The organism is Limnohabitans sp., assembly GCF_036804465.1.
In the GTDB taxonomy this organism is placed as follows: Bacteria; Pseudomonadota; Gammaproteobacteria; order Burkholderiales; family Burkholderiaceae_C; genus Limnohabitans.
In genome coordinates, this window is sequence record NZ_DAIRSK010000010.1 from 22,233 (window position 1) to 35,039 (window position 12,807).

The window sequence follows — 12,807 nt, forward strand, 5'->3', positions numbered from 1 at the left end:
TTAAAAATCAAATCCAAGTTGTGCTTTGGCGGCTTGGATGTTATCGGCAGAGGGGCGTGTTGCTTTGCGCGAAGGTGTGCTGCGAGCGCCTGCCTGTGTGCCCCAGTTTTTGCGCGAGGCGTGTTTGTCCACCACGGCTTTCTTGGCCGCTTTGACGTCGTCGGTTTGACGACGGCTGTGCAGCCGTTGTTTGGCTTGGCGTGTGGCTGGTGTCAAGTCGACCACGGGCTGAGCCAAAGCGCTGCCCACAAAAACACCAAGGTGCGCTTGCATGGTGTGGGGCATGAGCCAAGGTTCAAATAGCCAAGCGTCTGGCACTTGGCGTAACTCGGGCAACCACTGGCGAACAAAACGGCCATGCGGATCGTGGTCTTGCGCTTGCTTGACGGGGTTGTACACACGGGTGGTGTTGATGCCTGTGGTGCCCGACTGCATTTGCAGCTGGCTCCAGTGGATGCCCGGCTCGTAATCTAAAAACTGCGTGGCCAGCCACTCACCCACGGGCCGCCAGTGCAGCCACAGCGGGTAGGCGGCTACCGACACCAGCATGGCGCGCATGCGAAAGTTCAGCCAGCCCGTCTCGCGCAGCATGGTCACGCATGCGTCCACCATGGGCCAGCCGGTGCGGGCGGCTTTGAGGGCTTCCAAGTGCGCGGGGTTGAAATCGTGTTCACGCAAGCCGTCGTACCCGCGGTGCATGTTGTGCCACTCGATGGCGGGTTCGCTCTCCAACTTTTGGATGAAGTGGCAGTGCCAATACAAACGGCTGATGAAGCCTGTCAGTCCTGCGCGGTGGCGACTGGCCTGCGGCGGCAACTGGGCGAGGTGTGCACGCGTGTGCTGCACCACTTCGCGCATGCTGATGCAGCCCCATGCCAAATAGGCCGACAAGCGCGAGCACGCATCGGGGGCCGACAGCGGCGACGAAATACCGCCGCGATAGCCCAAGCTGCGGGCGTGCAAAAAACTGTGCAATGTGGCCAAAGCCAAGGGGCGACCACCGCGTTGGCGCAGGGGCGGGTTGTGTTGCAGGTGCGCGGGGGCTTGCATGTGCGTCGGGGTGCACCAAGCGCTGTCGGGTGTGCTGGCCAGCGGCTGCCAAAACCGCAACTCGCCCACATCCTGCACAGGCTCGGCCATGTGCTGTTCCCACGCGGGTTGCCACAGGTTGCGGTTTTTCAGCCCACGCACCACGCCAAATTGAGGGGTCTCATGCCATGCCACGCCGTGGGCTTTGCACCAAGCGCCCACTTGCAGGTCACGCGCGTAGGTAAAACCATTGCCAGTTTCTTGGTGCGCGTGCAGCTGACGAAAGGGCGCCTCTTGCCAAATACGGCTCAACACCTCGGGCAGCTCACCCGTGTGCACTTCTAAGCAGCCGCCTTGCAAGCGCAATTGCGCATCCAACGCTTGCAGCGATTCGCGCACAAACTCAAAGTGCTGCAAGGCGGCGTCGGGTTGCAGCCACAGCTCGGGCTCCACCACGTAGATGCAGCGCACAGGCCCCTGCTGTGCAGCTTGGGCCAAGGCCGCATGGTCTTGCCAGCGCAAGTCACGCTTGAACCAAACCAGCGCGTAGCTCATGGGGGCGTGGCCGCTTTGTTTTTGCGGCAGGCGTCCGAGCAGTACAGCACCTGATCCCAATTTTTAGCCCAGGCTTTGCGCCACGTCATGTCACGCCCGCAGCTTTTACAAGGCTTGCTGGGCAGGCTTTGTTTGTTGCCTTTGAAGCTGGGTTTTTGCGGCACAGGGTGGCTCCTTCATGCGTGTGTTTGTGAAAAAAGCACATCGATGCTGTGGGCCAGTTTGAAATCTTTGTCCGTCAGACCCGCCACATCATGGGTCCAGACGCGCACCTGCAAGTGCGTGTAGCTTGACAGCACTTCGGGGTGGTGGTCTTGGTCTTTGGCCAACTGTGCGATTTGGTTGAACCGCGCCACCGCCGCGTCAAAGCTGGGCAGCTTCCAGCTTTTGTGAAGGCAGGCTGGCTTGTGCTGTGCGTCGGTGTCTAGCGACCATCCTGTGAGGGAGGTCAGCGCGTGCTGAGCGTCTGTGAGGTTGAGTTGTGGCATGGTGTGAAAAATCGAGAAATGGTTAGACTGTTTATTTGTACAGTATTATAAGCAAATGTCACATTTAAAAGAACTCTCTCATCCTATTTTGCCTCTCGATGTGGGCCGCTTGTGGCTGGATGTGTGCGGCTGGTTGGTGCCTGCGGGGTTTCCGTCGCCAGCGGCCGACCACACCGAAGAGCGCATCGACTTGAACCAACATTTGATTCGCAACAAGGCGGCCACCTATGTGTTTCGTGTCAAGGGCGATTCGATGACGGGGGTGGGCATTTACGAGGGCGATGCCTTGTTGGTGGATCGCAGCATTGACCCCAAGCACAACCACATTGTGGTGGCACAGCTCAACAACGAGTTCACGGTCAAGCGCTTGCACCGACGCGCGGGCGTGGTGCAGCTGATGGCCGAAAACCCAAGCTATGAACCCCGACGCATCAAAGAAGAAGACGACTTCGTGGTGTGGGGCGTGGTGACCCACAACATCCACAAGCTGTGCTGACCCACCAAATTGACCCCGACAGTTTGGCTGCGCTGCCACGCGGCGCAGGTGTGTACATTTTTCGAGGCGACAGCCCGCTGCCTTTGTACATCGGCAAAAGTGTGGACATTCGCAGTCGCGTCATGAGCCACTTGCGCGCACCCGACGAGGCCCGCATGGTGGCGCAAACGCGTCGCATTGACTTCATCGAAACCGCGGGTGAGATGGGCGCTTTGCTGCTGGAGTCGCGCCTGATCAAAACCGACAACCCGCTGTTCAACCAGCGGCTGCGCCGCATTCGCAGCTTGTGTTCGATTCGCTTGGTGCAGTCGCCCGCTGGGTGGGTACCTGAGGTGGTGGACAGCAAGTCGGTCAATTTGGGTGTCACGCCTGCGCTGTATGGTTTGTTTGCATCGCCACATGCGGCGGCCACCAAGCTCAAAGCCTTGGCGGAGCAGCACAGCTTGTGTTTGTCGGTGTTGGGTCTTGAGAAAGCGGGCCAGCGCGGTTGCTTTGGGGTGCAAATCAAAAGCTGTTTGGGTGTGTGTGTGGGGCAAGAAGAGCGCAGCATCCACGACGCGCGATTGTTTTCGGCCTTGTGTGATTCGCAGGTTGAGGTGTGGCCTTTTGCAGGTGCAGTGGATGTGGTGGAGACCTCGGGCACTTGGATGCAGCGCCACCGTGTGAACAACTGGTGTTATTTGGGCACGCAGTGCTCGCGGGCTTTGTCGCCTTGTCACCTGGACCAAGCCGTGACGTTGAGCGACGCCGCACCGCGTGCGTTTGATTTGGACAGCTACAAAATTTTGGTGCGACCCATCATGCTGAAAACAGCGGTGGTGGAGCCGGTCGCGCCATCCGCGCTGTAAGCCCAACACCCTGACCCCCATGCCCGCGCAAATTGCCTTGGTCGATTGCAACAACTTTTACGTCAGTTGCGAGCGCTTGTTTCGCCCCGACTTGAAGGGTGTGCCCGTGGTGGTGCTGTCCAACAACGACGGCTGTGCGGTGTCGCGCTCCAACGAGGCCAAGGCCTTGGGCGTGCGCATGGGCCAGCCGTGGTTTGAATATGCGCAACAAGCCAAAGCACAAGGCGTGGTGGCCCTGAGCTCCAACTATGCCTTGTATGCAGACATGTCCAATCGCGTCATGTCTATCTTGGCTGACTACGCGCCGCAGCATGAGGTGTACTCGATCGACGAGTGTTTTGTTGACCTCACAGGCATGCCCCAACTCAAAGCCCTGAGCTACCAAATGCGTGACCGTGTGATCGCTTGGACCGGCATTCCAGTGTGCGTGGGCATTGGCCCCACCAAGACCTTGGCCAAGCTGTCTAACTACATCGCCAAGAAGCATCCGAGGTCCAAAGGCGTTTTTAACTACAACGATTTGAGCCATGCCCAGCAAGCGCGCATTTTGGGTCAAATTGAGGTGGGCGAGGTGTGGGGTGTGGGCCCGCGCCTCAGTGCGCGGCTGGCTGAACACCGCATTCACACCGCCGCTGATTTGCGCGGTGCACACACGCCCACCTTGCGCGCCGACTTCGGTGTGGTGCTAGAAAAAACGCAGCGCGAGCTGCAAGGCGTGGCCTGCCTCGCGCTGCAAGACATGGCACCCGACAAGCAGCAAATTGTGTGCAGCCGATCTTTCGGTCAAACTGTCCACGCGTTGGCGGTGCTGCAAGACGCCATGAGCACCTTTGTGGCCAACGCCTGCGTCAAGCTGCGCGCGCAGGGTTCGCACGCGGGGGCCATTCATGTGTTTTTGCGCACCAACCGTTTTCGCCCAGACCAGCCTCAATACAACCCGTCGTTCACCTTGCCGCTGCCGCAGCCCACGCAAGACAGTTTGGTGGTCAACCGCTGGGCCGATGACTTGGTGAGCCGCTTGTTCAAAGAAGGCTATGGCTACAAAAAGGCCGGCATCATGCTCAGCGATATTTCGCCTATCACCACGCACCAAGCCGATTGGCTAGAACCCCCGCAAGCCCCACCCAGCCACTTGATGGCGGTGATCGATGGCCTGAACAAACGCTATGGCCGCGGCACGGTCAAGGTGTCAACGCAAGGCGCATTCAAGGCCTGGCAAATGAACCAAAACCACAAATCCCCCAGCTACACGACGGACTGGCAGCAAGTGCCTGTGGTCTGACATCAAATTCAGTTAAAGTGAATTGGGCAATATCTTTTGTCAAATAAAAGGAAATTTATGTCACGACTCCTACGTCTTTTGATCGCTTCTGTCTCCATATTGGCCGTGTCCGCTTGCGCTACCTGGATGGGCGGCACCTCTTACACCCAAGTCAACGACGGTGTGCTGGTCGGTACCAACAACATGACGCTCTACACCTTCGCCAAAGATGGCGTGGGTTCTGGCAAGTCTGTGTGCAACGCCCAGTGCGCCATCAACTGGCCACCGCTCTTGGTGGAAGCCAATGCGCAAGCCTCGGGTGATTACAGCGTGATCACGCGCGATGACGGAAAAAAGCAATTGGCCTATAAGGGCTTGCCACTTTACTTCTGGACAAAAGATGTCAAGCCAGGCGACAAGACAGGTGACGGCCGCTCAGAAGGCGCTTGGAAAGTGGCGAAGCTTTAAGTTTTGCAGCAGTTCATGCGTTAGTCACACACCGCCTTCGGGCGGTTTTCTTTTTGAGGCTCAGCGCAGGGTGTTGAGCGTATGGGCATCCACCGACACGCGCACGCCCAGCGAGCCCGATCCTTGGCGCACGGGCGATTTGTGCAAGCCGATGTCCAGCGCCGCGATCTCGGGGTAGGCCGCACACGCGTGCACGATGCGCGTGACCAAGCGCTCTTGGGTGTCGTAATGGCCATCCGCGGCGAGCCGGTCGATCTCGACCACCAAGGGGTCGTAGTCAAACACATGGGCCATGCCGTCTTGGGCGATCAGCACCAAGGCTGGCGCGAGCCACAGCGTGAGGTCCAGCACGTGTGCATCGGGCACGACTTCGTGGGGGCCATCGCTGCCAATGTCTGTGTGCAGGTGCAGATCACGCAGTTCGACGCAGGCACTGAGTGACAGGGGAAGCTGGGCCGTCATGGCGCAGCGACTTCCACCATGATTTCGTTGCGCCTGAACATGGGCAGTGTCCAAGGTGGGTCGTAGCGCGAGAGTTGCGGCGTGCCCACGACCTTGAGGGACTGCTGCTGGGTCCAAGCCAAGGCGTCGTTGGTTTTTTCTTGCACCCGCGCCAAGGTGTTGAAGCCCGAGTAGCGGTAGACCACAAAGTATTTGCGCGGTAGCTCGCGCAAGGTCACCGCGCTGTTGTTGGGCTTGGGAATGTTGGCCAGGGTGTATTGGCTGGGCATGACAAAGTGAATGCGCCATTGGGTGGCCTCGGCCATCGCAGTGTTGCCTGATTGCGGCTCGATGGTGACGGGCGCAGTCATGGCAATCTTTGAAGATTGGGGCTCCATCGTCACAGGGGCTGTCATGGCAATTTTGGCGGCTTGTTGTGAGCCTGCCGCGCGGTTGTTGCCAAAGATGTAATCGGCAATCAAGCGAAAGCCTTTGCCAGATGCGGCGTCCATGTCACCGTCCACCACGGTTTCGGCGATCAAGGTAGGCGCGTAGTGCCGCAGCTCAAAAGGGCCTTGCGAGATGCGCACGTCGTAGTGAGGTTCTTCGGTGGCCATGGCCGATTGCATCCATAAAAACCCAAGCAACAGGGCGGGGAGGGTGTGGGTGTTTAAGCGCATGATTGCAGTTGCTCCAGCGTCACAAACTCAAGCGCTTTGGCGTGCGTGCACTCTAGCACCACGGGCGGTGCAACACCGGCCTCCAGGGCCTCTTTCCAGCGTATGGCACACAAGCACCAACGGTCGCCCGCTTTGAGTCCTGCAAAGCGGTAGTCAGGTCTGGGGGTGATGAGGTCATTGCCTTTTTGCAATGAAAAATCTAGGAAGGCTTGCGTGACTTTGGCGCACACCACATGGCTGCCGTGGTCGTGGGCATCGGTATGGCAGCAGCCGTCGCGGTAGTAGCCAGTGAGGGGGTCGTAAGAGCAGGGCACAAGTGCCGTGCCCAAGACATTGCGTGCGAGGGTAGTCAAGATCATGGTTTGATTTTATGAAGGCCTGCCAACCTTGGGTATGCAATGGCTATCGAAAGATCTTGCTTGCTTGGCTCATGGGCGTCATATTTGTCTGGCAAGATAGCTTCTTAATGGATGTGTGAAGGCTTTTCCATGGAAGGAAAATGGGCGTGACAAATGGTTTGAAAATTGTGTTGGTGCTTGGCAGCGCGCCTGATGCCGTGCTGGCGAAAAACTGGGATCTGTCTGTGTTCACATCCCGTGTGGCCATCAACAACGCATGGCAAATCACGCCCGATTGGGACTACTTGGTCTACCCAGAAGACTTCGCCGTCAATCGCTTGCCACCCGAGCCCTTGTTGCCCCATCAGCGCTTGATTGCCGCCTCTGAGTTTGTGCCTCAGCAAAATAGCTTTGGTGGCTTCGTGTATGCGGGTGGCACCATGGCGTTCACAACGGGATATTGGGTTTTGGGTGCACTAAAGCCCGATATTTTGGCGTTTTTGGGGTGCGACATGGTCTATGCCCAAGGTGCGGGTGCGTCCAGCCATTTTTATGGCCAAGGCACCCCAGACCCTTTGCGTGCAGATGTGACCTTGCAGTCGTTAGAGGCCAAGTCTGTTCGCTTTTTATCGTTTGCGCACTCACAAAACTGCGCGGTGGTCAACTTGTCGCAGCTTGCCGAGTCGCGCTTGCTGTTTCCTCGCGTCTCCATGGCCGAGTTTGCCACCCAGCCACTTTGTCAAGACATCTTGAACCGCCAAAGCCAACTGTTTGACACAGAGGTGGTGTCGCGTGTTTTGCAGGCTGAGCAAGATTTGGGCTACATGGTGCCCTCTGGCCGCTACTGGGAGCGCGAGGCTGAGTTTGACAAATCCAAGCTCAGCGATATTGATCGCTTGTGGCTGCAGACGCTGCAAGCGGCTTAGCTCGCAGCCTCGCTCAAATCAATGCCTTCGTGGTGGGCTATTTTTTCTAAGGCGTTTTCAAACAGCGAACGTGCTGAGCCCGAAATCGATCGCAAGTAAGCATGCAGGTGAGCGTCTTCTGCGTTGCGATTCAGGCACTCTTGGCTGTATTCTTCAAAACTGGCCAGTTGCGCAATCAGCTCTGCCACATGACGTGGGCATTCGCACAGCACGTTGGTGGAAATTCCAGCCACGCGGCTGAGGGTGGTGTCAGAGTATTTGCGAGCCGCGATGACGCCGCCCGATGTCCCAAACTCTTGCGCACGGGCTGGGTCGACAAACAGCACCGATTGCAACAACTCTGCCAGCTCATTGTCCGAGATGGGCTCGCGCCGCACGATCAAACCTGAAAACTTCATGGCCTGCACCACGGGCTCCGGTGCGAAGTTGTAAATGACGATGGTTTGGGCAAATTTGTGTTTGGCGATCAGCGTTTGGAGGGCTGTGTGCACCGTGGTTTGCAAGGTGTTGACTTTGACCAGCAGCACCTGCGGTTGTTGAGTCAACTCAGCGTGTGTGGCTGAGTTCAAGTCTTCCAATACGTCGGTGACTTTGATTTGGTTTTGCTTCAAGCCCGCTGCAAATTTTTTGGATTCAATGCGGTTGGCCATGCTCAGTCCCACCACCGCCATAGAGACGGGCTGGCCGGGGGGGGCCAAGCGGTGAGCGGTGTGGTGAGGCAAGTTGCTCATCTGGCGAAGCTGATCAAGCGCCAGGTTGGCAATTGTGCTGATCGCGTGTCCGTTTTGCGAGAGCTGCTTGAGCAACAGCGCCTTGGACACATCGTGTTCAGCAAACAAGCGCTGCTTGCCCTCGGTCTTGATGGGGCTGAACGCGCCGTAGCGCGTCTCCCAAATGCGCAAGGTGGTGACAGGAATACCTGTGGTGTGAGAAACCGCACCAATGCGGTACAGCGGGCTTGTGGATGAGGGAGGAAGTGCCAAAATATTTGCCTTTGAGTAGAGGTTGTGTAGATAATAAGCTGAAATATGGGTTTTTATGAAAATAACTCTTGGTTTGCGTAGTTATATGCCTCAGAATCGCATCAAACAGGAGTTACTACCATGATTTCGAAAAAAACCATCAATGCGATTGAGGTCTGCGTCTTTCTTGCCAGCCAGAGAAGCCTTGGCTACGTGACCACCACAGAGTTGTCACCGCGCCTGGGTTTGTCCATTTCGTATTTAGAAAACATTTTGAAACCCCTCAAAGAACATGACATCGTCACGGCCATGAAAGGCCCAGGGGGTGGCTACATGATTCGCGGCGATGTGTCTTTGCTCTCTGTGTGGGACATTGCCGCTGTGTTTGAGTGCACCTTCAATGAAGCGCCCTTGAGCGATGAGGTTGAGCCAGTTCCCGTGGCCAGCTACGAGTTGGGGCTGGAGCAAATCGTCAAAGATACCTTGAGCAATTTCACCTTGGCAGACTTTGTTGACTATGCTTTGGTGGAGGTCAAGTCCTACGCACAAGAATTGGGACGTTTCAAATTCAAACCGTTGCCCACGCCTTTCATACCCAAAGCCCCGAACTCTGTGTTTCAGTTGCACATGTCTTTTTGAGATGCCATTGACCATGTTGGATACCGACTACAAGGCGCTGGTCATCGGCGCATCTGGCGCTATCGGTGGCGCTTTTGTGGCGGCCTTTCAAGCTGACCCGCGCTGCACCCACGTGGAGCTGGTGTCGCGTTCTTTGTCGCCGGGTTTTGATTTGTTGAATGCAGCGTCCATTGAGGCCCAAGCTGAGGTGTGTCGTGCGTCTGGCCCTTATCAATTCATCATTGACGCCACGGGTGCCTTGACCATCGATGGCGTGGGGCCCGAAAAAGCGCTGGCCAGTGTGCGTGAGGAGGTGTTGATGGCAAACTTTCACATCAACGCTGTTGCGCCCGTGATGCTGCTCAAACACTTTGCGCCTTTGTTGGCTGCGGGCCCGTCGGTGTATGCCAAGCTCTCGGCCCGCGTGGGCAGTATTTCAGACAACACCAAGGGCGGCTGGTATGGCTACCGCGCGGCCAAAGCGGCTTTGAACATGCTGCTGCAAACCGCAGCCATTGAACTGCAAAGAAAAAATGCTGAGCTGCGAGTGGTGGCTTTGCAGCCAGGCACGGTCAGGTCCAATCTGTCAAAACCTTTCGCCAGCTCAGTGCCTCATTTGTTGGAACCCGCCGAGTCGGTGGCGGGCATGCTGTCGGCCTTGAAGTCGCTCACCCCCAAATCAGGCGCCCACTACGTGGATTACAAGGGTAAGTTGATTGCTTGGTGAGCGCGCACCCGACTAAAATTTTCGTTGTGCGGATCGCGGTATCAGGCTGAAAGACAGCATCTTGCCACTGGCGTCCACTTTGGCTAGAACCATGTCACCCGAACCTATGTTCTCGCCCGTGAATTCATAAATGTTGACATGGTGGGTCACCAAGATGAGGGCTTTGTTGCCCTTGTTCTTCAATCGGCTGGCGATGAATTTTTCAAGCTGTTGGTTTTGTGATCTGGCTTTGTGCATCTCATCAAAAAACGAGCCCAAGGCAGGCTCGACGGTGAATCCGCCAAATCCCAACAACATGGCTGTGTCTTTGCATCGACACCAAGCGCTGGACTGAACATCGGCTGCTGTGATGCCTTGGAGCCTCAGCCATTGGCCTGCGGCCTGAGCTTGTTGTCGTCCCTCATCGTTGAGGTTGCGCTGTGTTTTGCAGTCGTCTAAGGTGTAGCGCGCGGGGTCACCCAAGCCGGGCGCCAATGCGTGGCGCATCAGCAGCACATGATCTGACGATTGCAATTTTTCCGATAATTCGCTGGCGGTGGTCAGCACCGAAGCCATCAAACACGCAGCGCCTAGGACAAGAGAATGCCAACGCATGGTGTTCACGCCCTGCGTGTGAACGACAGGGTCACATCGCCCAAGTGAATGCCTAGCTTGGTCATGCGCGCTTTGTTGAGCATGACACGCTCATTCATCAAATACATCCAGTCGTCCATTTGCACATGGATCACGGTGCCGTCTACGGGCAGTGCCAGTGTGTAGCGCCAATTGAAAGCGTTGCCCTTGGTCTGTCCTTCGGCCAAGCCCACCACATCGCCCGCGGTGCCCACAAAGGCGCCGTTGCCTTTGTCGGTGAGTTTCCATATGCGTTTTTCTTTGCTGCCGTCGGCGTACACAAAGTCTTCATCCAAGATGCCTTGGTTGTTTTGCCATTCGCATTTCATCTCGACGGTGAAACGCTTGACCACTTTGCCGTTGCGGTCGGTGAAGATGCCCCATGCGTCCACCATGCCGTTGAAATAGGTACGCAAGTCCAGCACGGGCTTTTGGCCGGCAAAGTCATCAATGGATGGACTGGCACAGCCACTGAGATTGGCGGCCACTGCCGTGCTGGCCAGGCTGCTGAGTAAGAGTTTTCGACGGTTCATCATGTGTGACCTTTGGAGGGGGTGAAGAGTTGTTTGGCCATGAAGACCAAAAAGGGCAGCGCGATCATCCAAACCACGGCGAGTGCGCCTAGGTGAAGGAGCGAGCCGTCAAGCGATGCCGCGCCAAGTTTTGCTCCAGCATAGTAAGTCACCGGGCCAAACGCCAGCCCCGCCAGGGCGGATAGCCAAAGAGGCAACTTTTGCAGAAATGCCAAGGAGGTATTCAAGGTCATCGCAAACAAAACCCACAGCATCCACAACCAAAACGGGCTCACAGGGCCCAGCGCCCAGCCGTAAAAGCTGATCACTTGGAGTAGTTGCAAAAGTGTGTCGGCCAGCACGCCGCTCAACAGCGCGATGGCCGCAAGCTTGGCTTCGGCCCAAGGCTGTGCAGCAAAGGCAAGGTGCAGACCTGCTAACACCAGGCAATAGAGCAGGGCTTGGATCTCTAGCCCAAGACCAATCCCCGCAATGCAGGCCCACCAAGCGGTTTGAAAACCCAGGGCATTGATTAATAGACGCATGCTGAATTCTAAAAACCGTCTGCAACCTTTGGTTGGCAGAGGTCATTGCGCCGCGCCGCGTTCGTCACAGCCCATGCAGCGGTTCACCACTTGAGCAGCTTCAAACTGTCATATATGTCACATATCCGTCATAAATCTTGGTTAGAGTTTCATCTCTTTCAACCTTCTTTAGGAATTCCATGAACACGAAACGCGCATTCATCAAATCCGTTGCCGCTGCCGCAATGGCAACCATGGCTATGGGTTCTGCTTTTGCCGCCGACATCACTGGCGCAGGTGCTACATTCCCTTTCCCTATTTACGCCAAGTGGGCTGAAGCCTACAAGGCCGTATCCGGCAACAGCTTGAACTACCAGTCCATCGGTTCTTCTGGCGGCATCCGTCAAATCAAAGCCAAGACAGTGACTTTCGGTGCAACTGACGCGCCTATGTCTGGCGCTGACTTGGAAAAAGACGGCATGGTTCAGTTCCCAGCCATCATCGGCGGCACTGTGCCCGTCCTTAACTTGGACGGTTTCAAGCCAGGTGAAGTGCGCATCACAGGACCTGTGTTGGCTGAAATGTTCATGGGCAAGATCAGCAACTTCAACGATCCAAAGATCGCTGCCTTGAACCCAGGCAAAAAATTGCCTGACCAAGCGATCACTGTGGTTCACCGCGCTGACGGCTCTGGCACCACCTTTAACTTCACCGACTACTTGTCAGTCATCAGCAAAGACTGGGCTGACACTGTAGGCAAGGGCGCTGCTGTGAAGTGGCCAGCTCCCTCATCAGTGGGCGGCAAAGGTAACGAAGGCGTTGCAGCCAACGTGAACCGCGTCAAAGGCTCCATCGGCTACGTTGAGTACGCCTACGTGAAGAAAAACAACATGAACTTCATGCAAATTCAAAATGCTGATGGCAGGTTCGTTGCTCCAGATGATTTGACATTTGCTGCTGCCGCTGCGGGCGCTGACTGGTTCAGCGTGCCTGGCATGGGCGTGTCCATGGTCAACGCCAAGGGCGCCAACAGCTGGCCTATCAGCACTGCATCGTTCATCTTGATGTACAAGCAACCTGCTGACAAAGTGGCTGCTGCTGAAGCCCTCAAGTTTTTTGATTGGTCATTCACCAACGGCAAAAAAATGGCTGCTGACCTCGACTACGTTGCATTGCCTGACGATTTGACAACGGCTATCCGCGCCAAAGTGTGGACACAAATTCAAAAGTAATTTGAATTGAGCTACCCAATTCCGTCGGCCTTGGTTTCAAAGCCGACGGAATTTTAGTTTTTAAGAAGTAGGGTGTTTCAATGAGTCTAG

18 protein-coding genes are annotated in these 12,807 nt (G+C 56.4%); 8 read left to right on the forward strand and 10 right to left on the reverse strand.

The annotated features are described in order from the left end of the window. The 3 genes from V7Q41_RS06780 to V7Q41_RS06790 are packed head-to-tail and all read right to left on the reverse strand — an operon-like array spanning window position 1 to window position 2,072. Window positions 1-1,584: a cryptochrome/deoxyribodipyrimidine photo-lyase family protein gene (locus V7Q41_RS06780; RefSeq protein ID WP_333844581.1), complete on the reverse strand. Its 1,584-nt coding sequence runs from the start codon at window positions 1,582-1,584 to the stop codon at window positions 1-3. Continuing rightward, on the reverse strand, window positions 1,581-1,748 hold the full coding sequence (locus V7Q41_RS06785; RefSeq protein ID WP_333844583.1) for a DUF2256 domain-containing protein: 168 nt from the start codon (window positions 1,746-1,748) through the stop codon (window positions 1,581-1,583). The genes V7Q41_RS06780 and V7Q41_RS06785 overlap by 4 nt, the downstream gene beginning before the upstream one ends. 12 nt (window positions 1,749-1,760) lie before the next feature. After that, a complete protein-coding gene (locus V7Q41_RS06790) occupies window positions 1,761-2,072 on the reverse strand; it encodes a 4a-hydroxytetrahydrobiopterin dehydratase (RefSeq protein ID WP_333844585.1) in 312 nt (103 codons plus the stop codon). 55 nt (window positions 2,073-2,127) lie between these two features. Here V7Q41_RS06790 and V7Q41_RS06795 point away from each other — a divergent pair, with 55 nt between their 5' ends. The 4 genes from V7Q41_RS06795 to V7Q41_RS06810 are packed head-to-tail and all read left to right on the forward strand — an operon-like array spanning window position 2,128 to window position 5,145. Next, window positions 2,128-2,568 carry a LexA family protein gene (locus V7Q41_RS06795; protein WP_333844588.1) on the forward strand — a complete coding sequence of 147 codons (441 nt, stop codon included), beginning with the start codon at window positions 2,128-2,130 and terminating at the stop codon, window positions 2,566-2,568. Further along, the gene (locus V7Q41_RS06800) at window positions 2,562-3,416 is read left to right on the forward strand and encodes an endonuclease (RefSeq protein ID WP_333844591.1); all 855 of its coding nucleotides are present in this window, start codon (window positions 2,562-2,564) and stop codon (window positions 3,414-3,416) included. Before V7Q41_RS06795 ends, V7Q41_RS06800 begins: the two co-directional genes overlap by 7 nt. A 19-nt stretch (window positions 3,417-3,435) precedes the next feature. Continuing rightward, entirely contained in the window at window positions 3,436-4,698 is a 1,263-nt protein-coding gene (locus tag V7Q41_RS06805) for a Y-family DNA polymerase (RefSeq protein ID WP_333844594.1), read from the forward strand. 57 nt (window positions 4,699-4,755) lie between these two features. Further along, on the forward strand, window positions 4,756-5,145 hold the full coding sequence (locus V7Q41_RS06810; RefSeq protein ID WP_333844596.1) for a COG4315 family predicted lipoprotein: 390 nt from the start codon (window positions 4,756-4,758) through the stop codon (window positions 5,143-5,145). Between the two features lie 60 nt (window positions 5,146-5,205). Here V7Q41_RS06810 and V7Q41_RS06815 read toward each other — a convergent pair whose 3' ends face one another. From V7Q41_RS06815 to V7Q41_RS06825, 3 genes are read right to left on the reverse strand one after another with little or no spacing between them, the layout of a single operon-like run. Further along, a complete protein-coding gene (locus V7Q41_RS06815; protein ID WP_333844598.1) occupies window positions 5,206-5,607 on the reverse strand; it encodes a dihydroneopterin aldolase in 402 nt (133 codons plus the stop codon). Further along, window positions 5,604-6,266 carry an SOUL family heme-binding protein gene (locus tag V7Q41_RS06820; RefSeq protein WP_333844601.1) on the reverse strand — a complete coding sequence of 221 codons (663 nt, stop codon included), beginning with the start codon at window positions 6,264-6,266 and terminating at the stop codon, window positions 5,604-5,606. Before V7Q41_RS06820 ends, V7Q41_RS06815 begins: the two co-directional genes overlap by 4 nt. Beyond that, on the reverse strand, window positions 6,257-6,625 hold the full coding sequence (locus tag V7Q41_RS06825) for a DUF2237 family protein (RefSeq protein ID WP_333844603.1): 369 nt from the start codon (window positions 6,623-6,625) through the stop codon (window positions 6,257-6,259). The genes V7Q41_RS06820 and V7Q41_RS06825 overlap by 10 nt, the downstream gene beginning before the upstream one ends. A 146-nt stretch (window positions 6,626-6,771) precedes the next feature. Here V7Q41_RS06825 and V7Q41_RS06830 point away from each other — a divergent pair, with 146 nt between their 5' ends. Beyond that, entirely contained in the window at window positions 6,772-7,530 is a 759-nt protein-coding gene (locus V7Q41_RS06830; RefSeq protein ID WP_333844606.1) for a hypothetical protein, read from the forward strand. Here the strand turns inward: V7Q41_RS06830 and V7Q41_RS06835 are convergent. Continuing rightward, complete coding sequence (locus V7Q41_RS06835) at window positions 7,527-8,513, reverse strand: MerR family transcriptional regulator (protein WP_333844608.1); 987 nt, start codon at window positions 8,511-8,513, stop codon at window positions 7,527-7,529. The two genes, V7Q41_RS06830 and V7Q41_RS06835, sit on opposite strands and share 4 nt — an antisense overlap. 120 nt (window positions 8,514-8,633) lie before the next feature. Between V7Q41_RS06835 and V7Q41_RS06840 the strand changes: the two genes are divergently transcribed. Both V7Q41_RS06840 and V7Q41_RS06845 read left to right on the forward strand, forming a co-directional pair. Next, window positions 8,634-9,131: an RrF2 family transcriptional regulator gene (locus tag V7Q41_RS06840; protein ID WP_333844611.1), complete on the forward strand. Its 498-nt coding sequence runs from the start codon at window positions 8,634-8,636 to the stop codon at window positions 9,129-9,131. A 1-nt stretch (window position 9,132) separates the two neighbouring features. Continuing rightward, window positions 9,133-9,837, forward strand: a complete 705-nt coding sequence (locus V7Q41_RS06845) for an SDR family NAD(P)-dependent oxidoreductase (RefSeq protein ID WP_333844613.1) — start codon at window positions 9,133-9,135, stop codon at window positions 9,835-9,837. A 12-nt stretch (window positions 9,838-9,849) separates the two neighbouring features. On the opposite strand, the gene V7Q41_RS06850 is transcribed toward V7Q41_RS06845, so the two are convergent. The 3 genes from V7Q41_RS06850 to V7Q41_RS06860 are packed head-to-tail and all read right to left on the reverse strand — an operon-like array spanning window position 9,850 to window position 11,506. Continuing rightward, window positions 9,850-10,431: a histidine phosphatase family protein gene (locus V7Q41_RS06850; protein WP_333844615.1), complete on the reverse strand. Its 582-nt coding sequence runs from the start codon at window positions 10,429-10,431 to the stop codon at window positions 9,850-9,852. Between the two features lie 5 nt (window positions 10,432-10,436). Then, window positions 10,437-10,982 carry a DUF3833 domain-containing protein gene (locus tag V7Q41_RS06855; protein WP_333844617.1) on the reverse strand — a complete coding sequence of 182 codons (546 nt, stop codon included), beginning with the start codon at window positions 10,980-10,982 and terminating at the stop codon, window positions 10,437-10,439. Continuing rightward, the gene (locus tag V7Q41_RS06860) at window positions 10,982-11,506 is read right to left on the reverse strand and encodes a DUF2878 domain-containing protein (protein ID WP_333844619.1); all 525 of its coding nucleotides are present in this window, start codon (window positions 11,504-11,506) and stop codon (window positions 10,982-10,984) included. Before V7Q41_RS06860 ends, V7Q41_RS06855 begins: the two co-directional genes overlap by 1 nt. A gap of 179 nt (window positions 11,507-11,685) precedes the next feature. On the opposite strand from V7Q41_RS06860, the gene pstS reads away from it, so the two are divergent. Beyond that, on the forward strand, window positions 11,686-12,717 hold the full coding sequence (pstS, locus tag V7Q41_RS06865) for a phosphate ABC transporter substrate-binding protein PstS (protein ID WP_333844622.1): 1,032 nt from the start codon (window positions 11,686-11,688) through the stop codon (window positions 12,715-12,717). Window positions 12,718-12,807: the final 90 nt, after the last annotated feature.

Bases quoted from the DNA above. Each gene is read 5' to 3' on its own strand.
- V7Q41_RS06780 (WP_333844581.1), bottom strand. From the start codon at position 1,584: ATGAGCTACGCGCTGGTTTGGTTCAAGCGTGACTTGCGCTGGCAAGAC.
- V7Q41_RS06790 (WP_333844585.1), bottom strand. From the start codon at position 2,072: ATGCCACAACTCAACCTCACAGACGCTCAGCACGCGCTGACCTCCCTC.
- V7Q41_RS06795 (WP_333844588.1), top strand. From the start codon at position 2,128: ATGTCACATTTAAAAGAACTCTCTCATCCTATTTTGCCTCTCGATGTG.
- V7Q41_RS06805 (WP_333844594.1), top strand. From the start codon at position 3,436: ATGCCCGCGCAAATTGCCTTGGTCGATTGCAACAACTTTTACGTCAGT.
- V7Q41_RS06810 (WP_333844596.1), top strand. From the start codon at position 4,756: ATGTCACGACTCCTACGTCTTTTGATCGCTTCTGTCTCCATATTGGCC.
- V7Q41_RS06815 (WP_333844598.1), bottom strand. From the start codon at position 5,607: ATGACGGCCCAGCTTCCCCTGTCACTCAGTGCCTGCGTCGAACTGCGT.
- V7Q41_RS06820 (WP_333844601.1), bottom strand. From the start codon at position 6,266: ATGCGCTTAAACACCCACACCCTCCCCGCCCTGTTGCTTGGGTTTTTA.
- V7Q41_RS06825 (WP_333844603.1), bottom strand. From the start codon at position 6,625: ATGATCTTGACTACCCTCGCACGCAATGTCTTGGGCACGGCACTTGTG.
- V7Q41_RS06840 (WP_333844611.1), top strand. From the start codon at position 8,634: ATGATTTCGAAAAAAACCATCAATGCGATTGAGGTCTGCGTCTTTCTT.
- V7Q41_RS06845 (WP_333844613.1), top strand. From the start codon at position 9,133: ATGCCATTGACCATGTTGGATACCGACTACAAGGCGCTGGTCATCGGC.
- V7Q41_RS06850 (WP_333844615.1), bottom strand. From the start codon at position 10,431: ATGCGTTGGCATTCTCTTGTCCTAGGCGCTGCGTGTTTGATGGCTTCG.
- V7Q41_RS06855 (WP_333844617.1), bottom strand. From the start codon at position 10,982: ATGAACCGTCGAAAACTCTTACTCAGCAGCCTGGCCAGCACGGCAGTG.
- V7Q41_RS06860 (WP_333844619.1), bottom strand. From the start codon at position 11,506: ATGCGTCTATTAATCAATGCCCTGGGTTTTCAAACCGCTTGGTGGGCC.
- pstS (WP_333844622.1), top strand. From the start codon at position 11,686: ATGAACACGAAACGCGCATTCATCAAATCCGTTGCCGCTGCCGCAATG.